At 34.5% G+C, this 17,468-nt stretch carries 16 protein-coding genes and 5 tRNA genes; 13 read left to right on the top strand and 8 right to left on the bottom strand.

Annotated elements, in window-relative coordinates:
* Nucleotides 1–10: 10 nt before the first annotated feature.
* Entirely contained in the window at nt 11–160 is a 150-nt protein-coding gene (locus B6D18_RS10565; protein WP_086364279.1) for an IS3 family transposase, read from the top strand.
* Nucleotides 161–225: 65 nt separating this feature from the next.
* Here the strand turns inward: B6D18_RS10565 and rimL are convergent, their stop codons facing one another.
* The 4 genes from rimL to B6D18_RS10545 all read right to left on the bottom strand — a co-directional run bounded on the left by rimL (nt 226) and on the right by B6D18_RS10545 (nt 3,084).
* Nucleotides 226–771, bottom strand: coding sequence for a 50S ribosomal protein L7/L12-serine acetyltransferase (gene rimL / locus B6D18_RS10560; protein WP_086364410.1), 546 nt, complete (start codon nt 769–771; stop codon nt 226–228).
* Between the two features lie 185 nt (nt 772–956).
* The gene (locus B6D18_RS10555) at nt 957–2,321 is read right to left on the bottom strand and encodes a PTS ascorbate transporter subunit IIC (protein WP_086364409.1); all 1,365 of its coding nucleotides are present in this window, start codon (nt 2,319–2,321) and stop codon (nt 957–959) included.
* Between the two features lie 15 nt (nt 2,322–2,336).
* Nucleotides 2,337–2,609 (bottom strand): PTS sugar transporter subunit IIB, encoded by a 273-nt coding sequence (locus tag B6D18_RS10550; RefSeq protein ID WP_086364408.1) that lies wholly within the window; start codon nt 2,607–2,609, stop codon nt 2,337–2,339.
* Nucleotides 2,610–2,640: 31 nt separating this feature from the next.
* Nucleotides 2,641–3,084: a PTS sugar transporter subunit IIA gene (locus B6D18_RS10545; RefSeq protein WP_086364407.1), complete on the bottom strand. Its 444-nt coding sequence runs from the start codon at nt 3,082–3,084 to the stop codon at nt 2,641–2,643.
* Between the two features lie 314 nt (nt 3,085–3,398).
* Here B6D18_RS10545 and B6D18_RS10540 point away from each other — a divergent pair, with 314 nt between their 5' ends.
* A complete protein-coding gene (locus B6D18_RS10540) occupies nt 3,399–4,430 on the top strand; it encodes a LacI family DNA-binding transcriptional regulator (protein WP_086364406.1) in 1,032 nt (343 codons plus the stop codon).
* 239 nt (nt 4,431–4,669) lie between these two features.
* On the opposite strand, the gene B6D18_RS10535 is transcribed toward B6D18_RS10540, so the two are convergent.
* Together B6D18_RS10535 and tgt are read right to left on the bottom strand one after the other, a co-directional pair.
* Nucleotides 4,670–4,746 (bottom strand) — tRNA-Pro (locus tag B6D18_RS10535).
* Nucleotides 4,747–4,812: 66 nt separating this feature from the next.
* A complete protein-coding gene (tgt, locus tag B6D18_RS10530) occupies nt 4,813–5,958 on the bottom strand; it encodes a tRNA guanosine(34) transglycosylase Tgt (RefSeq protein WP_086364405.1) in 1,146 nt (381 codons plus the stop codon).
* Nucleotides 5,959–6,097: 139 nt separating this feature from the next.
* Here tgt and B6D18_RS10525 point away from each other — a divergent pair, with 139 nt between their 5' ends.
* A complete protein-coding gene (locus B6D18_RS10525) occupies nt 6,098–6,772 on the top strand; it encodes a M48 family metalloprotease (RefSeq protein WP_086364404.1) in 675 nt (224 codons plus the stop codon).
* A 44-nt stretch (nt 6,773–6,816) separates the two neighbouring features.
* On the opposite strand, the gene queA is transcribed toward B6D18_RS10525, so the two are convergent.
* Nucleotides 6,817–7,848 (bottom strand): tRNA preQ1(34) S-adenosylmethionine ribosyltransferase-isomerase QueA, encoded by a 1,032-nt coding sequence (gene queA, locus B6D18_RS10520; RefSeq protein WP_086364403.1) that lies wholly within the window; start codon nt 7,846–7,848, stop codon nt 6,817–6,819.
* A gap of 156 nt (nt 7,849–8,004) precedes the next feature.
* Between queA and B6D18_RS10515 the strand changes: the two genes are divergently transcribed.
* On the top strand, nt 8,005–8,763 hold the full coding sequence (locus B6D18_RS10515) for a M48 family metallopeptidase (protein ID WP_086364402.1): 759 nt from the start codon (nt 8,005–8,007) through the stop codon (nt 8,761–8,763).
* Nucleotides 8,764–8,969: 206 nt separating this feature from the next.
* Here the strand turns inward: B6D18_RS10515 and B6D18_RS10510 are convergent, their stop codons facing one another.
* Nucleotides 8,970–10,187, bottom strand: a complete 1,218-nt coding sequence (locus tag B6D18_RS10510) for a pyridoxal phosphate-dependent aminotransferase (protein WP_086364401.1) — start codon at nt 10,185–10,187, stop codon at nt 8,970–8,972.
* A 145-nt stretch (nt 10,188–10,332) separates the two neighbouring features.
* Between B6D18_RS10510 and B6D18_RS10505 the strand changes: the two genes are divergently transcribed.
* The 9 genes from B6D18_RS10505 to B6D18_RS10465 all read left to right on the top strand — a co-directional run.
* Nucleotides 10,333–10,602, top strand: coding sequence for an ACT domain-containing protein (locus B6D18_RS10505; RefSeq protein WP_086364400.1), 270 nt, complete (start codon nt 10,333–10,335; stop codon nt 10,600–10,602).
* A gap of 35 nt (nt 10,603–10,637) precedes the next feature.
* Nucleotides 10,638–11,993: a PFL family protein gene (locus B6D18_RS10500; RefSeq protein WP_086364399.1), complete on the top strand. Its 1,356-nt coding sequence runs from the start codon at nt 10,638–10,640 to the stop codon at nt 11,991–11,993.
* A 384-nt stretch (nt 11,994–12,377) separates the two neighbouring features.
* Nucleotides 12,378–13,175, top strand: a complete 798-nt coding sequence (tcdA, locus tag B6D18_RS10495) for a tRNA cyclic N6-threonylcarbamoyladenosine(37) synthase TcdA (RefSeq protein ID WP_216818951.1) — start codon at nt 12,378–12,380, stop codon at nt 13,173–13,175.
* Nucleotides 13,176–13,471: 296 nt separating this feature from the next.
* Nucleotides 13,472–16,174: a bifunctional acetaldehyde-CoA/alcohol dehydrogenase gene (gene adhE, locus B6D18_RS10490; RefSeq protein WP_086364398.1), complete on the top strand. Its 2,703-nt coding sequence runs from the start codon at nt 13,472–13,474 to the stop codon at nt 16,172–16,174.
* 582 nt (nt 16,175–16,756) lie between these two features.
* Nucleotides 16,757–16,832 (top strand) — tRNA-Thr (locus B6D18_RS10485).
* A gap of 32 nt (nt 16,833–16,864) precedes the next feature.
* A tRNA-Tyr gene (locus B6D18_RS10480) sits at nt 16,865–16,949 on the top strand.
* 55 nt (nt 16,950–17,004) lie between these two features.
* Nucleotides 17,005–17,079 (top strand) — tRNA-Gly (locus B6D18_RS10475).
* Nucleotides 17,080–17,082: 3 nt separating this feature from the next.
* Nucleotides 17,083–17,158 (top strand) — tRNA-Thr (locus B6D18_RS10470).
* A gap of 183 nt (nt 17,159–17,341) precedes the next feature.
* Nucleotides 17,342–17,468, top strand: a 127-nt coding sequence (locus B6D18_RS10465) for a GTP-binding protein (RefSeq protein ID WP_084390269.1), incomplete at its 3' end; no start/stop codon positions are given.

The raw sequence follows: 17,468 nt of genomic DNA, 5'->3' as shown, positions 1-17,468 counted from the left end.
AAAATCAGAAATGTATCATGGACAATGCTTTGAAGATGCAGATAAATTGATTGAAAAAATAGAAGAATATATAGAATACTACAACACCAAACGGATTAAAGCCAAATTAAAAGGCCTGACTCCGGTTGAATATCGAAATCAGGCCTTACAAGCCGCTTAATCAAAGTGTCCAACTTTATGGGGTCACTTCAAGATGTCGGTTTTTTTATAACCAAATAATTAAACCTAATTAACAATCAAACCATAAATATTTTGATCGTGAAAAGTTCCATTAATATATTCAGCTTGTTTTAGGGTGCCTTCGTAACTAAAACCACAACGTTTGGCTATAGCATTACTTTTCTCGTTATTAACTGCGCATTTAATGACAAATCGTCTAATTATTTGTTGCATAGCGTAATGCTTTATTAAGGCATTGATTGCGACGGTCATAATTCCATTGCCCTGTTTTGAGCTATCTAGCCAATAACCGATATAAGCTGTTTTATTATTTTTATCAATCTGATTAAAAGATAGTAATCCAATAGCTTGACCTTTTAATAAAATGACATAGGTTTTGCTTTCATTCTGTTGATGTTTTAACCAACAAGAATCTAAAAACAGTGCTGTATCCGTTTGGTTTTTCACAAATTTAGGCCATGCCATAAATTGACTAAAGTACTCTCTATTGTTAGTGATAATATTATAAATATCTGATGCATATTGATTATTTGCTGGTGCTAAACAAAGATGTTTATCAACATCAATCATATCTTTTTGATTATTGGTCATTATTAACTTTTTTAAAATACCGAACGAAGTTATCTAAACATTTTAAACAAATTATGTTGTCATGTATATTAAATAAACTATGTTGTCGAAAGTTGATAGGATAAGTTGTAGTACGATGAAGTGGTATAAAATTGCCAGACTTGCTAGTCTGGCATCACATTATTATTTAATGGAAAGATAATAATTTATTTTTCATTATTATTTATTTTAGGTTTTTTTAATGAATTATGTACAACTAATAAAGCAAAAATAGCGATGAAGATGCACATAATAATATCTTTATTTAACCATTTTGCCATATTGCCGAGGATAATCCCAACACCACAAAAATCTACATCAGAAAAAGTTATATTAGCATAACCAAATGATCCTAAAACAGGTAATAAAAGTGCTGGTAAGAATGTAAGTAATAAGCCATTGGCAAATGCGCCAATCATTGCGCCTCGACGGCCACCCATAGCGTTACCAAATACGCCAGCAGTTGCACCGCAGAAGAAATGAGGGACAACACCAGGTAAAATAAGCACGGCTTTTAGTTGTCCTAGTACAAATAATCCAATCAATCCACCAAGGAAACTAAATAAAAAGCCAATTAATACTGCATTTGGTGCATAAGGAAAAACAACTGGACAGTCTAAAGCAGGTTTTGCATTTGGTACTAATTTTTCTGAGAAGCCGGTAAATGCAGGGACAATTTCAGCCAAAATAAGTCTAACTCCTTGAAGGATAATAAATACACCTGCTGCAAATGTGATCGCTTCAATAATGGAATAAACTAAATAATTATCTCCCTTGCTTAACTTTTCTTGAATATAATCAGGGCCAGCAAATATCGCTAAAATTAAATAGATGATCATCATTGTTAATGAAATAGAAATTGAACTATCACGTAAAAAACTTAAGTTTTTCGGTAAATTCATTTCTTCAGTAGAACGAGAGCCTTTACCAAAAGCTGAGCCAAGCCAACCAGCTAATACATAACCTAAGGTACCGAAATGACCAAATGCAACATCATCATTGCCAGTTATTTTTCGCATTTGCGGTTGGGCTAAAGCAGGGAAGAATGCCATGATTAAGCCTAGAACCAATGAACCAGTAAACACTAATTGCCAACCTTCAAATCCAGCAACGCTCAAAATAATACTGATCATACATGCCATATAAAAAGTATGATGGCCAGTTAGGAAAATATATTTTAAACATGTGAATCTGGCAACCATAATATTTGCAACCATACCAAATGCCATAATTAATGCTGTTGCTGCGCCATATTCATTTAATGTCATTGAAACGATAGCTTCATTATTAGGGATGATACCTTGGAGTTCAAAAGCTTTTTCAAACATTAATCCTAAAGGCGTAATTGCACTGACTAAAACCTGTGCACCACCGCCTAATACTAAGAATCCTAAAATTGTTTTAACTGTTCCTTTAACCGTATCCGCAAATGATTTTCGTTGTGCTAGTAGCCCAACCATGGCAATTAGACCAACGAGTATTGCTGGTACTTTTAAAATATCAACAACGAATTTAATTACTTCTTGAATCATAGCAATACCTCATAATTAGCCTTTATTAAAGTGCTCAACAAGTTTTTGTTCTAAGTCATTGATATCAATAATATTATTTAAAACTACTAATTTATCTTGTGGAATGCCTGAACTAGTTGCCAAATCTTTAGTCATCACAAAAAGATCTGCTTGTTCTGGTGTGGCGGAAGCGAGATCGGCATGTGTTACTTCTGCATCAATATTTAATTTTTTGAGTACTTTTTTGATATTCATTTCAACCATGAAGCTACTACCAAGTCCTGAACCACAAACTGCCATAATTTTCATATTATTTATCCTTCTATTAATTGATTTGAATTTAATAACGATCAATTACTGCTAAAATTTCATTGCTATTTTTAGCATTAAAAATTGTATTAACATCATTTGATTCAGCGAATAATGATGCTAACTGAGTTAACATTTCGATGTGACTAGTACTATCACTAGCGGCCAGCAAAGTAATTAAATAAACTGGGTCATTTTCTGAAGAATTAAAATTAACCCCATTTTTGACTAATAGCATTGATAAACCTAAATTATTTACTCCTTGTTCTGGTCTAGCATGGGGCATTGCAATTCCTGGTGCTAATACATAATAAGGGCCAATAGATTCATGTAGTTGAAAGATAGCATTAATATAGCTCGGTGTTATTGATTGGTTTTCTAATAATGGAGCGGCACAAAGCTCTATTGCTTCTTTCCAATCTTTCACTGAATCAATAATATTTACAGTTTGACCCGTTAGCCATTGATTTAACATTTTACCTCCGAAAAACTGATTTATTATTTGTTAATATTACGATAATAGAAAATTAACACATTGGCTAACAATAATAATTTAAAAAAAATAAAAATGTGATAGCGCTATCATTTTTCGCCAATAATTTTTCTATTTTGTGATTTAGATAGCATTTTTAATATATTTTTGAAAAAAATGGCCATAACATAATATTATAATAATCTCGTTATTTTGATTAAATATTTAAGTTAATTGTTTAACTTTTTGTAATTATTTGTATTTATAGATTTTGGAGTATAGATTTAACTACTGGTTAGCTCTAGTTGAGATCGAATATGCAAGATACCAAGAAACGCAGGAGTACCGGTCAAACTACTATATTTGACGTCGCTAAATATGCTGGTGTTGGTACAATGACTGTTTCACGAGCATTGCGAACGCCAGATAAGGTGTCGGACAAACTGCGACAAAAAATCCAATTAGCTGTTGAGACATTAGGCTATAAACCTAATATTGCAGCTAGCTTGCTAGCATCCGCTTCTGCCAATAAAGTTATTGCTGTTATTACTACAAAAATTTATGAAGATTCAACCCGCATAGCCCTTAATTCACTGCAAGCATATTTACTTAAAGAAGGTTATACCACAGTTATATTTGAATCTTATTATTTCTATAAACGTGAATCACAGCTGTTAGATACTCTTTATAGTAATAATCTTGAAGCGATATTACTTTTTTATATTGAACATGATGATGTTATTGAAAAAATATTAAATAATAAAACAATTCCTACTTTTAATATTGGTAAGCAGTATGATGAATTGGCCAATATACATATAGAAGTCGATGATAGTTTGGCAATGTGTATGTTGACGGAACAGGTAATAAAAAAGGGCTATCGCAATATTGGTTTACTTTGTGCTAACCACCAATGCCATGTTTTTCAACAGAGGTTACATGGTTGGCATAAAGCTATGTTAAACAATCACTTGCCAACCCATAGAGTAATTAATCCTGCTAAACCAGCTAATTTTAGTACCGGTAGTGAATTACTGCCAGATATTTTATTGAATTGGCCTGAATTAGATGCGTTAGTTTGCACTACTGATGAGCTGGCATGTGGTGTGCTTTATGAATGTCAAAGACGGCATATTCGAGTTCCTTATCAATTGGCTGTTTGTGGATTTGGTAATAGCGAATTTAGTCAGGTAAGTATTCCAACGCTCACAACTGCTTCTCTACCTTCAAAGAAAAAAGGGGAATATATTGGTAATTTATTATTGAATGAATTAACAGATAAAAGTGGTCATTCAAATTTTGAAATCTCAACCCTAACACCAACAATTTTCTTAAGAGATAGTTTGTAATTTAACCAGAAAGTTAATTGTTTAAAGAAATACTCTAAGTTTGAATTAATCTAATAGCGACGTGAATAAAAAGAACGACGAGAGCGAGGATTAACTTGCCTTTAATGCTCGTTCTTCGGGTCGTTGCTGAAGCAACGATGCCTCGTGTTACTCGGCTCGAACCTTTTGTCTTTTCAAATCAAATACATAGTAGTAATAATAAAAAAGCCCACTCAAAAGAGCAGGCTTTTTTATTAAATTGGTCGGCGAGAGAGGATTCGAACCTCCGACCCACTGGTCCCAAACCAGTTGCGCTACCAAGCTGCGCTACTCGCCGTTAGGAAGCGCATAATACTGCGCTAAGTATAATGTGTCAATAGTTGATATACAAAATTTATTAACTTTATTTGGATTTGTTACCTAATGGTGCTGGCGTTTTACCAATTCGTTGATAAAATTCAGTAACAAACGCTTCATATCGTTTATTTGCTACTGCTTCGCGTATTTCAGCCATTAAACGTTGATAATAACGTAAATTGTGAATAGTATTTAAGCGAGCACCCAATATTTCACCGCATTTATCTAAATGATGAAGATAAGATTTCGTGTAGTTTTTACAGGTATAACAATCACAATGCGGATCTAATGGTGTCGTATCGTCTTTATATTTGGCATTACGAATTTTTATAACCCCATTGGTAACAAATAAATGACCATTACGGGCGTTTCGAGTTGGCATAACGCAGTCGAACATATCGATACCGCGACGCACGCCTTCAACTAAATCTTCTGGTTTTCCTACTCCCATTAAATAACGTGGTTTATCGGCAGGTAATTGTGGACAGGTTCCTTCAAGTATACGGTGCATATCTTCTTTAGGTTCACCAACCGCAAGTCCACCAACAGCGTAACCATCAAAACCTATTTCGGTTAATCCTTTAATTGATATATCACGTAATTCTTGGTGTATACCGCCTTGTACAATACCAAATAATGCATTTTTGTTATTTAGCTCATCAAAACGTTGTCGGCTACGTTTTGCCCAACGTAAGGACATCTCCATTGATTTTTTAACATAGTCCCATTCAGCAGGAAAGGGAGCACATTCATCAAAAATCATTACAATATCCGAACCAAGATCATATTGGATTTCCATTGAGATTTCAGGCGATAAGAAAATGGAATCACCATTAATTGGATTACGAAAATAAACACCTTCTTCTTTTATTTTTCGAATATCACCAAGACTAAAAACTTGAAATCCACCTGAATCGGTTAAGATTGGTCCCGGCCACTGCATGAAATCGTGAAGATCTCCGTGTTTGCGCATAATTTCCTGCCCAGGTCTTAACCATAGATGGAAAGTATTACCTAATAAGATTTGTGCTCCTGTTGCTTTTACTTCTTCAGGTGTCATACCTTTTACTGTGCCATAGGTTCCAACCGGCATAAAAGCAGGAGTCTCAACGGTATATTCCACTCCACGACGATCAAACTTCATACGGCCACGACGAGCTAAGCCGTCAGTATTATCTAACTCAAATTTCATTTTTATATTAACCTCTTGCGACCAAATAAACAGTTTGGCGCCAATTGTTGCTATAATACATACTTGTATTATTAAATAGTGTCGATTAGTTTATCGTGCTAAGCTTAAATAGACAATATTTGTAAGGATTTTTGAACCATTGAAATCTATTATTTTATTTATCTCATGTGTTGTAATGCTAGTTGGATGCCAAAGCCAGACTAGAATACCTTCCACGATAATTTCATCTGAAAGAATTAAAACCCTATCGGAACATGATATATTGGCAATTAGTCAACAAGCTTGTATTGAAAATGATAGCAGGGCAATTATTCCTCCTAATTATCATCTTCTTAATCGTCGATTATCTAAAATAGCTCAAACTTTACCGAAGAGAATAAATAATATTGAGTTAAACTATAAGGTTTATATTGATACTGAACCCAATGCTTGGTCAACAGCTAATGGTTGTATTCGAGTTAATAGTGGTTTAATTAAATTACTTGAAGATAATGAGTTACAAGCCGTATTGGCGCATGAACAGGCTCATATAGCTCTAAAACATGGAATAAGTCTTTTTCGACAAGCTCCTTATATTGAAATTACAAATAAAGCCAATGAACTTGTAATTATCGCAAAAGAAGAAACCTTACATCAATATGAGGTTGAAGCGGATCGTTATGCTTTTGATTTATTGGTCGAAGAAAATATAGATCCAATTGGTTTAATTAATATGTTGACAAAAATGCCTATTCACTCTAAAAATCAACCAACCTCACATCCATCAAGAATAAAACGAATAGTCAATGTTGTTGATAGATTAGAACGTCGTTAACTTTTTGAACCTATTGAGTATAGATGATTTATCTTGGCTATAAATCATCTTTTATTCGTAATTAGCATGGCATCACCATAACTGAAGAATTGATATTTTTCTTTTACGGCATGCTGATAAGCACTCATGGTGTTTTCATAACCAGCAAATGCTGAAACCAGCATAATTAATGTTGATTCAGGTAAATGAAAATTAGTGATTAGTGAATCTATAACTTTAAATTGATAGCTAGGGTAAATAAATATTCGGGTATCTGCAAAAAAAGGCGCGATAGTTCCTGTTTGTTGTGCCGCACTTTCTAATGCTCTGACTGATGTTGTCCCTACTGCAATAACTTTATTTCCGCGAGCTTTACAGTTTAAAACTGCTTTTACAACTGATTCAGGTACTTCAGCATATTCGGCATGCATAATATGGGTTTCAATATTTTCAACTCTTACTGGTTGAAATGTTCCTGCACCCACATGTAAGGTAACAAATTCCATTTCAACACCTTTTTGTTTAAGTTTGTCTAATAAAGGTTTATCAAAATGAAGGCCAGCTGTTGGGGCTGCGACAGCACCGGGAACTTTGCTATAAACTGTTTGGTATACTTCACGGTCTTGTGCATCATCTGGGCGATCTATATAAGGAGGTAATGGAATATGGCCAATTTCATTTAAAATGCTAAGCACATCATCAGGAAATTGTAGCTCAAATAATGCATCATGACGTGCTAACATGGTAACTTTGATATTATCATTTTCACCTAAAATAAGTTCAGCGCCTATTTTTGGGGACTTTGAGGCTTTAACATGTGCCAGTGCACGATTTCCATCTAACAAGCGTTCAATCAATACTTCTATTTTCCCTCCTGAGGCTTTTTTTCCATATAACCGTGCAGGAATAACTTTAGTATTATTGAAAATGAGTAAATCCCCAGTATTGATATAATTCACAATATCTGTAAATACTTTATCTTCAATTTTACCAGTATCACTATCAAGTGCTAATAATCGACAAGAACTTCTTGTTTCTGAAGGGTATTTTGCAATCAGCTCTTTGGGAAGAGTAAAATTGAAATCAGACAGTTGCATAATTATGTTCCTCAAAAAATGAGGCAATAGTCTAAATGGCTAATTATCACTAGGCAAGTAATTATTTGTTGCTTATTATTAAAGTTGCGTTAAAATTCAACACATCTAATAGAAATGTTAGAGAAAATTAAAGTTTGTTAATATAAGGAAGATATTATGAAGAAACATCAAAAAACATTGCTTGTTGCGCTACCTTTAGTTGCAGCTATGTCTTTAGCTGGTTGTAAAAATATAAGTACTAGTGATTTAGCTAGCCTTGGCATGAAAGGTTTAGAAGCTGCAACACTTAGTGATAATGATGTGAAAGCATTAAGCCAACAATCATGTGCTGAAATGGATGCCCAATCAAAAATTGCTCCTGCTAAAAGTGCTTATACTAAACGTTTAAATAAAATTGCTAAGGCTCTTGGTAATAATATCAACGGCACTCCAGTTAACTATAAAGTGTATATCACTAAAGATGTTAATGCATGGGCAATGGCTAATGGTTGTGTTCGCGTTTACAGTGGTTTGATGGATATGATGACTGACAATGAAATTCAAGGTGTTTTAGGTCATGAATTAGGTCACGTAGCTTTAGGTCATAGTAAAAAAGCAATCCAACTAGCTTATACAACGGAACTTGCTCGTGATGCAGCGGCAGCATCAGGCAATGCATCGGTTGCTTCATTATCTAAATCTACTTTAGGTGCTTTAGCAGAATCTGTTATCAATGCTCAATTCTCACAATCACAAGAACAAGATGCTGATAACTTCTCTTTCAATTACTTAGTTAAGAGAAAAATCAATCCAGCAGGTCTTGCATCTGCATTTGATAAATTAGGTGGTGGTGATGCATCAATTTTAAGTAGCCATCCATCTTCAGCACAACGCGCTGAAAATATTCGTAATAAAATAGCTGAATTAAAAAAATAATTCATTTAAATAATTTATTAAAAAAGCGCCTTTTTGGCGCTTTTTTATTGATTACTGTTTATCAATTATTAATTGATAATCATAATTAATGAGCTTAAGTAGAGATTAAACAAATTCATTTAAATAATTTATTGAAATATTAAAAAAGATTATTTTAATGTTTGAATATCCCCCTATTATGATTAGAGGGATATATAGGAATTAAATTACGCTTGTTTATAGTTAGATAAAAAATGTGCAAATCGAGCTATCGCATCTTGTAGTTCACCCGTATGAGGTAAAGCCACAATTCTAACATGATCTGGTTTATGCCAATTAAATCCACTTCCTTGAACTAACAATACTTTTTCTTGTAACAAAAAGTCTAAAACTAATTTTTGATCGTTATGAATATTAAATTTTTTCTGATCCAGTTTAGGGAATAGATATAAAGCACCCTGAGGTTTGGTACAAGAAACGCCTGGAATATCATTTAATAAACGCCATGCCAACATACATTGATCATAGAGTCGACCGCCAGGCAAAATAAATTCGTTAATACTTTGATAACCACCTAATGCGCCTTGAATTGCATGTTGCAGTGGCACATTGGCACATAAACGCATTGACGCTAACATATTTAGACCTTCAATATAGCCTTTAACATGTTGTTTTGGTCCACAAAGTGCCATCCAGCCTTGTCTAAAGCCAGCAACTCGATAAGTTTTTGATAAACCGCTCATGGTAATAACGAATAGATCCGGAGCTAAAGCTGCAATCGAATGATGTACAGCATCATCATATAAAATTTTATCGTAAATTTCGTCAGCAAAAATAATTAAATTATTTTGACGTGCGATTTCGGCTATTTCGAGTAAAACTTCTTTACTATAAACCGCGCCAGTCGGATTGTTTGGATTAATAATCACAATCCCTTTTGTTTTAGGGGTGATTTTTTGTTTGATATCTTGTAAATCAGGCGACCAATTAGCTTCTTCATCACAAATATAGTGAACTGCATTGCCGCCAGATAAGCTAACTGCAGCAGTCCAAAGAGGATAATCAGGCATTGGTACTAGTATTTCATCACCACTATTAAGTAATGCTTGCATGGATTGAACGATTAATTCTGAAACACCATTACCAATATAGATATCTTCTACATCTAAATTAGTAATTCCTCTGGACTGATAGTGCTGCATAATTGCTTTACGAGCTGAATAAAGACCTTTTGAGTCACAATACCCTTGTGATGTTGGTAGATTACGAATGACATCAACTAATAACTCATCAGGAGCGTTAAAACCGAAAGGGGCGGGATTTCCAATATTGAGTTTAAGAATAGTTTGACCCTCTTCTTCCAGCCTTTTGGCATGCTCAAGAATTGGTCCACGAATGTCATAACAAACATGATCCAATTTATTGGATTTTTGAAAATTTATCATAATAATGCCCTTTCATTTTATCTTATTGCTTTTTATTTTGCGTAAAAAAAACAATCTACTCCTATTTAGATAATTTTTGAAGGTGTTATTATAAACAACCCAATAAATATTTTTTTAAGTGTATAAAATTTGTGCGGAGAGTGTGATGAAAACAATTTTAACGGTAATAGGTAAAGACCAAACAGGAATTATTGCAGGGATAAGCCAAAAGTTATATGAATTAAATATTAATATTTTAGATGTTAGCCAAACTATCATGGATGAATATTTTACCATGATTATGTTATTAGATTTATCTAAAATTAACGTCACTTTTGATGAAGTCAAAAATACTTTAGTACATACCGGTGAGCAGTTAAAAGTTAAAGTGAATATACAACGAGAAGAAATTTTTGATGCAATGCATCGTTTATAAGCTCAATTTTATATTTTTACGAAAGGATAGAACTAATGGAAACAAAACAGATCCTCGAAACAATTAAAATGATAGAGGAAGAAAAACTTGATATCCGCACAATAACCATGGGTATATCTCTTCTTGACTGTATTGATAGTGATGGTGCAAAAGCGCGTCAAAAAATCTACGATAAAATTACGCGATTAGCTAAAGATTTAGTTAAAGTTGGTGATCAAATCACTTCTGAATTTGGTATCCCTATTATTAATAAACGTATTTCGGTTACACCTATATCATTGATTGCAGGCGCAAGTGGCGATAAAGACTATGTTGCCTTTGCTAAAACACTCGATGAAGCAGCCAAAGCGGTTGGTGTTAATTTTATAGGTGGATTTTCTGCATTAGTGCAAAAAGGTTACCATAAAGGTGATGAAATTCTTATTAAATCAATTCCACAAGCATTAGCGCAAACCGAACGAGTTTGTTCATCAGTTAATGTCGGTTCTACTCAAACTGGTATTAATATGGATGCAGTAAAGCAAATGGGACAAATTATTAAAGAAGCGGCCGCATTAACCGCCGACAATAGTAGTATGGCTTGTGCAAAATTAGTGGTATTTGCTAATGCAGTTGAAGATAATCCATTTATGGCTGGTGCTTTTCATGGTGTTGGTGAAGCTGACTGTGTGATTAATGTCGGTGTGAGTGGGCCGGGTGTAGTTAAGCGAGCATTGGAAAAAGTTAAAGGTCAGCCTTTTGATGTTGTTGCTGAAACAATTAAAAAAACTGCCTTTAAAATAACTCGTATGGGGCAACTGGTAGGTAAAGAAGCATCAGAACGTTTAGGCGTTAAATTTGGGATTGTTGATTTATCTTTAGCGCCAACTCCAGCTATCGGTGACTCAGTAGCACATATTTTAGAAGAAATGGGACTAGAAGTTGTTGGAACACATGGAACTACCGCTGCACTAGCGATGCTTAATGATGCCGTGAAAAAAGGTGGCGTAATGGCTTGTGGCCATGTAGGTGGATTAAGTGGTGCGTTTATTCCTGTCTCAGAAGATGCTGGTATGATTGATGCGGTAAACAATGGGGCACTAAATCTTGAAAAATTAGAAGCCATGACCTGTGTTTGCTCTGTAGGGCTTGATATGATTGCTATTCCTGGTGATACGCCAGCTGAAACTATTTCAGCAATTATTGCTGATGAAGCAGCAATAGGAGTAATTAATCATAAAACTACGGCGGTCAGAATTATTCCTGCGGTAGGATTGAAAGTAGGCGATAATATTGAATTTGGTGGTTTACTTGGCCATGCGCCTGTAATGCCAGTAAATAAATTTAGTTCATGCGATTTTATTAGTCGTGGTGGGCGTATTCCTGCTCCAATTCACTCCTTTAAAAATTAATTTATTGTGACTCTGTTGATAATACTTCTTTATGGCAGAGTCGCAAATTATTTCTCATCATAAACCATATCGATGATATAGACTCATTATTTAGTGTGCTTATTCTAAATTAACCATATATGCAATATTATTTGCTATTCAATTATCGCTCTTGATTTATTTTATAAAAAACAATTTTTTAAACCAAATACCATTAGGTTAATTGTCGATTATAGGGATGCCAATCAATATCAATAATTCTAAACAACTTTAATGTTTCACTCTTGAAAAGGTATAATAGGAATAATATTAATGGATAAGTTATCAATAAAAGAGAATAAATATTCTCATCTAAAAAGGTTTGAGGAGTATATAGTGTTTAAACATAAACACTATCAATAAATAATGATGAAAACAGAACTCTATTTTCAACGCTTTAGTGGTATCGCTAGACTGTATGGTGAAAACGCATTACAACGTTTTTCTCAATCTCATGTCTGTGTCATTGGTATTGGTGGCGTAGGGTCTTGGGTCGCTGAATCGCTTGCTCGAAGTGGTATTGGACAAATTACTTTGATAGATATGGATGATGTTTGTATTACCAATACTAATCGTCAAATTCACGCTTTAAAATCTAATATAGGTAAAGCAAAAACCTCGGTGATGGCGGATCGAATTTTACAGATTAATCCTGAATGTGTTGTTAATGAAATAGATGATTTTATTAATGCCGATAACGTTATGGATTATTTAGGTTCTAAACAACATCCTCGTTATGACTATATTATTGACGCAATTGACAGCATCAAAGATAAAGCTGCCGTTTTGGCATATTGTAAGCGACAAAAATTAAAGGTCATTACGATCGGGGGAGCAGGGGGACAAAAAGATCCTACCCAAATTAAAATCGCTGACTTAGCGAAAACAATTCAAGATCCTTTAGCGGCTAAATTGCGCGAGCGATTAAAAAATGATTATAAACTTAATAAAGATAGTAAAGGTAAATTTGCTATTCCATGTGTTTTTTCAACTGAACAATTAACTTATCCGACATCTAATGGCCAAACTTGTTTAATGAAAAGCCAAGCACAAGGCGTCAAGAAAATGGATTGTGAATCAGGATTTGGGGCAATTACAACTGTCACGGCAACATTTGGTTTTGTGGCAGTTAGTTATGTGTTAAATAAGTTAAGCATTATATAATGTTTATTATTTATTTACGCTAAAAAAACAGATTTTTTGCTTTGTTGTAAATTGTTTTTTCTTGAAATGCTGCGATATTAAATTAATAGAATTTTGAATTTTAATCAGCAAAAAACAATAAAAATATTTGCTATTTTAAATAACATTCATTTTTTGTGAATATCTTATTGTGTAAAGTAAAAAACTGATTTACGATATCCAACAATTTCGTTTTGCTATTATATATATGCTTTAAATATGTTCAAGGAAGACGCCAAACGATCCAAGTTTATTTTTTAATTTTCAAGGAGAAATCTATGGCAGTAACCAATATGAATGAGTTAAATGAGTTAATGACTCGAGTTAAAAAAGCTCAGGAAACTTATTCTACTTATACTCAAGAGCAAGTTGATAAAATCTTCGTGGCAGCAGCAACAGCGGCAGCCGCAGCTCGAATCCCTCTTGCACAGCAAGCTGTTGCTGAATCAGGAATGGGGATTGTAGAAGATAAAGTTATTAAAAACTTATTCGCTGCAGAGTATATTCTTAATAAATATCGCAATGACAAAACTTGTGGCGTTGTTGCTGAAAATGAGTCTTATGGTACCATTACCATAGCGGAGCCATTAGGGATTATTTGTGGGATCGTGCCGACTACAAACCCAACTTCAACCGCAATTTTTAAATCATTAATCAGTTTGAAAACTCGTAATGCGATTGTCTTTTCACCACATCCACGCGCTAAAAAATCAACAATTGAAGCTGCCCGTATTGTATTAGATGCGGCAATTAAAGCTGGTGCACCAAAAGATATCATTGGTTGGATTGATGAGCCATCTATCGAATTATCAAATGCCTTAATGCATCATGATGATGTTGCTGCAATCTTAGCAACCGGTGGCCCAGGTATGGTTAAAGCCGCTTATAGTTCTGGTAAACCAGCATTAGGTGTTGGGGCAGGTAATACTCCTGTAATTATCGATGAAACTGCTGATTTAAAACGTGCTGTTGCATCAGTACTTATGTCTAAAACTTTTGATAATGGTATGATCTGTGCTTCTGAGCAAGCTATCGTTGTCGTTGATTCAGTTTATGATGAAGTACGTGATTTATTGACTCAATATGGCGCTTATGTTTTAAATGCTAAAGAAACAAAAGCTGTTCAAGGTATCATCTTAAATGATAAAGGCGCTTTAAATGCTAATATCGTAGGTCAACCAGCAACTAAGATTGCAGAAATGGCTGGCATTAAAGTTCCTGCAGGTTCTAAAGTACTTGTTGGTGAAGTAAGTAAAGTAGATTTATCTGAACCATTTGCTCACGAAAAACTTTCACCAACATTAGCTATGTTTAAAGCTAAAGACTTTAATGAAGCGGTAGATAAAGCTGAAAAACTTGTTGAAATGGGCGGTATGGGACATACTTCAGTACTTTATACTGATCAAGATAGTAATCGTGATCGTGTTGCTTATTTTGGCAGTAAAATGAAAACATGTCGTATTTTAATCAACCAACCAGCTGCTCACGGTGGTATCGGTGATTTGTATAACTTTGATTTAGCTCCATCTTTAACATTAGGATGTGGTTCTTGGGGTGGTAACTCGGTCTCAGAAAATGTCGGCCCGAAACACTTAATCAACAAGAAAACAATCGCTAAGAGAGCAGAAAACATGTTATGGCACAAATTACCAAGTTCTATCTATTTTAAACGTGGCTCGCTTCCAGTTGCTTTAAATGAAGTGATTGAGCAAGGTGCCAAACGAGTATTTTTAGTAACCGATAAATTCTTATTTAATAATGGCTACTCTAAACAAATTACTGATCAACTTGAAGCACAAGGTGTGATTTGTGAGACTTTCTTTGATGTTGAAGCTGACCCAACATTAAGCGTCGTGCGTAAAGGTACTGATTCAATGATAGCATTCCAACCGGATACTGTTATTGCTTTAGGTGGTGGTTCACCAATGGATGCGGCGAAAATTATGTGGGTTCTTTATGAACACCCAGAAACTAAATTTGATGAATTAGCATTACGTTTCATGGATATTCGTAAACGTACTTGTCATTTCCCTAACATGGGTAAAAAAGCAAAACTAATTTGCGTGACAACCACATCTGGTACTGGGTCTGAAGTGACACCGTTTGCGGTAGTTACTGATGATGCAACTGGCCAAAAATATCCATTAGCTGATTACGCAATTACACCAAACATGGCAATTGTCGATGCTAACTTAGTTATGAATATGCCAAAATCACTTTGTGCTGCTGGTGGTTATGATGCGGTAACTCATGCTTTAGAAGCTTATGTGTCAATTATGGCAAGCGAGTTTTCTGATGGTCAAGCATTACAAGCATTAAGCTTATTAAAAGCTTACTTGCCAACAAGTTACAAAGAAGGAGCAAAAAATCCTATCGCTCGTGAAAAAGTGCATAATGCTGCAACTTTAGCCGGTGTTGCGTTTGCTCAATCATTCTTAGGTGTTTGCCACTCAATTGCCCATAAAATTGGTGCGGCATTCCACATTCCTCATGGTGTAGCGAATGCGATGCTAATTAGTAATGTTGTTCGCTTTAATGCAACGGATAAACCGACTAAACAAGGTACATTTAGCCAATATGGTTATCCTCAAGCTGTAAGACGTTATGCAGAGATTGCTGATCATCTTGGCTTAACTGTAGCAACAGATAAAGACGAGAAGAAAGTTGAGAAATTAATTGGCTGGTTAGATCAATTAAGAAAAGATCTAGATATTCCTTTCTCTATCAAAGAGTTTGGTGTAGATGAGAAAACTTTCTTAGCCCAAGTTGATCAACTTGCAGTTGATGCATTTGATGACCAATGTACTGGTGCTAACCCTCGCTATCCTTTAATTGCAGAATTAAAACAAATTCTACTTGATACTTACTATGGTCGTGCGTATCAAGATAAAGGTGATATTAGTGAAGATGTAGCTGTTAACACTGCAGCTAAAGGTGTAGCTGCAACTACAACTAAGAAAAAAGAACCTAAAAAGAAATAATTTAAAAGATTTTTCTTGATTAGCAAAAGCCTGAGATAATTTATATCTTGGGCTTTTTTATTTTTTAATTTTGTTAAACAAATAAATTATACTTGAGATTTGCTTTAGTTGTGCGTATCAAGATTAAAATGATGTTAGCAAGATATAGCTGTTTACACCGTAACTGAAGGGATGCTGCAACTACAACTAAGAAAAGAGTATCTAAAAAGAAATAATTTAAATATTATTCTTAATCAGTAAAAGCCTGAGATAATTTATATTTCGGGCTTTTTTATTTTTTAATTTTATTAAGCGAACAAATCTTGCTTGAAATTAACTATGTTACTGGGTCAAGATAAGAAGTGATATTCATAAAAATTTTGCTATTAATACCGTTTTAAAGGTTATTTTGTAACTAAAATCACGAATAAAGTATAAAAAAATAAATAATTTAACATATTAATTTTGATTAAAAAAAATCCTGAAATAGTTTATATATCAATCTTTTTGGGTTTTTTTGATTTTTTTTTAAGCAAACAATAAAAAAAATGTTTTTTTTGCTTGCAAGCTTAAATGTTCTAGTACATAATGCGCAGCACTTAGGCCGGCTTAGCTCAGTAGGTAGAGCAACTGACTTGTAATCAGTAGGTCGCCAGTTCGATTCCGGCAGCCGGCACCATTTTCCTAAGTAAACAGTTTATAATGATTCGGGGTGGGGTTCCCGAGCGGCCAAAGGGAGCAGACTGTAAATCTGCCGTGTCACACTTCGAAGGTTCGAATCCTTCCCCCACCACCATTATCTAACATTAGCAATTGCTAATTGAAGCATTTAGGTAGCCGAGTTTGAACATGCGGGCATCGTATAATGGCTATTACCTCAGCCTTCCAAGCTGATGATGCGGGTTCGATTCCCGCTGCCCGCTCCAATTGCTGATATAGCTCAGTTGGTAGAGCGCACCCTTGGTAAGGGTGAGGTCGGCAGTTCAAATCTGCCTATCAGCACCATTCTTGTTAATTTCCTAAACCTTCTAAAAAAATTAGATTTAACTGCTTTAGAGCTTGTCACTTGACGGCTTTATCTGGTATCATTCAGAGCTAATTTTAAGTTAGTATTATGTTAAAACTAAATATGATACTTGGTTAATGTGGTGAATCACCACCGATTTGTATTACATTGAGGGACAATAAATGTCTAAAGAAAAATTTGAACGTACAAAACCCCACGTTAACGTTGGTACAATCGGCCACGTTGACCATGGTAAAACAACTTTAACTGCAGCGATCACATCAGTATTATCTAAAAAATACGGTGGTC

The sequence above is a fragment of the Gilliamella sp. A7 genome, assembly GCF_002142015.1.
GTDB classification, from domain to species: domain Bacteria; phylum Pseudomonadota; class Gammaproteobacteria; order Enterobacterales; family Orbaceae; genus Gilliamella; species Gilliamella apis_A.
The sequence above is the reverse complement of the archived record's forward strand: the minus strand, read 5'-3'. Positions and strand labels throughout refer to the sequence as shown.

Bases quoted from the DNA above. Each gene is read 5' to 3' on its own strand.
- queA (WP_086364403.1), bottom strand. From the start codon at position 7,848: ATGCAACTGTCTGATTTCAATTTTACTCTTCCCAAAGAGCTGATTGCA.
- tgt (WP_086364405.1), bottom strand. From the start codon at position 5,958: ATGAAATTTGAGTTAGATAATACTGACGGCTTAGCTCGTCGTGGCCGT.
- B6D18_RS10515 (WP_086364402.1), top strand. From the start codon at position 8,005: ATGAAGAAACATCAAAAAACATTGCTTGTTGCGCTACCTTTAGTTGCA.
- B6D18_RS10545 (WP_086364407.1), bottom strand. From the start codon at position 3,084: ATGTTAAATCAATGGCTAACGGGTCAAACTGTAAATATTATTGATTCA.
- B6D18_RS10505 (WP_086364400.1), top strand. From the start codon at position 10,333: ATGAAAACAATTTTAACGGTAATAGGTAAAGACCAAACAGGAATTATT.
- B6D18_RS10510 (WP_086364401.1), bottom strand. From the start codon at position 10,187: ATGATAAATTTTCAAAAATCCAATAAATTGGATCATGTTTGTTATGAC.
- rimL (WP_086364410.1), bottom strand. From the start codon at position 771: ATGACCAATAATCAAAAAGATATGATTGATGTTGATAAACATCTTTGT.
- adhE (WP_086364398.1), top strand. From the start codon at position 13,472: ATGGCAGTAACCAATATGAATGAGTTAAATGAGTTAATGACTCGAGTT.
- B6D18_RS10550 (WP_086364408.1), bottom strand. From the start codon at position 2,609: ATGAAAATTATGGCAGTTTGTGGTTCAGGACTTGGTAGTAGCTTCATG.
- B6D18_RS10540 (WP_086364406.1), top strand. From the start codon at position 3,399: ATGCAAGATACCAAGAAACGCAGGAGTACCGGTCAAACTACTATATTT.
- B6D18_RS10555 (WP_086364409.1), bottom strand. From the start codon at position 2,321: ATGATTCAAGAAGTAATTAAATTCGTTGTTGATATTTTAAAAGTACCA.
- B6D18_RS10565 (WP_086364279.1), top strand. From the start codon at position 11: ATGTATCATGGACAATGCTTTGAAGATGCAGATAAATTGATTGAAAAA.
- B6D18_RS10500 (WP_086364399.1), top strand. From the start codon at position 10,638: ATGGAAACAAAACAGATCCTCGAAACAATTAAAATGATAGAGGAAGAA.
- tcdA (WP_216818951.1), top strand. From the start codon at position 12,378: ATGATGAAAACAGAACTCTATTTTCAACGCTTTAGTGGTATCGCTAGA.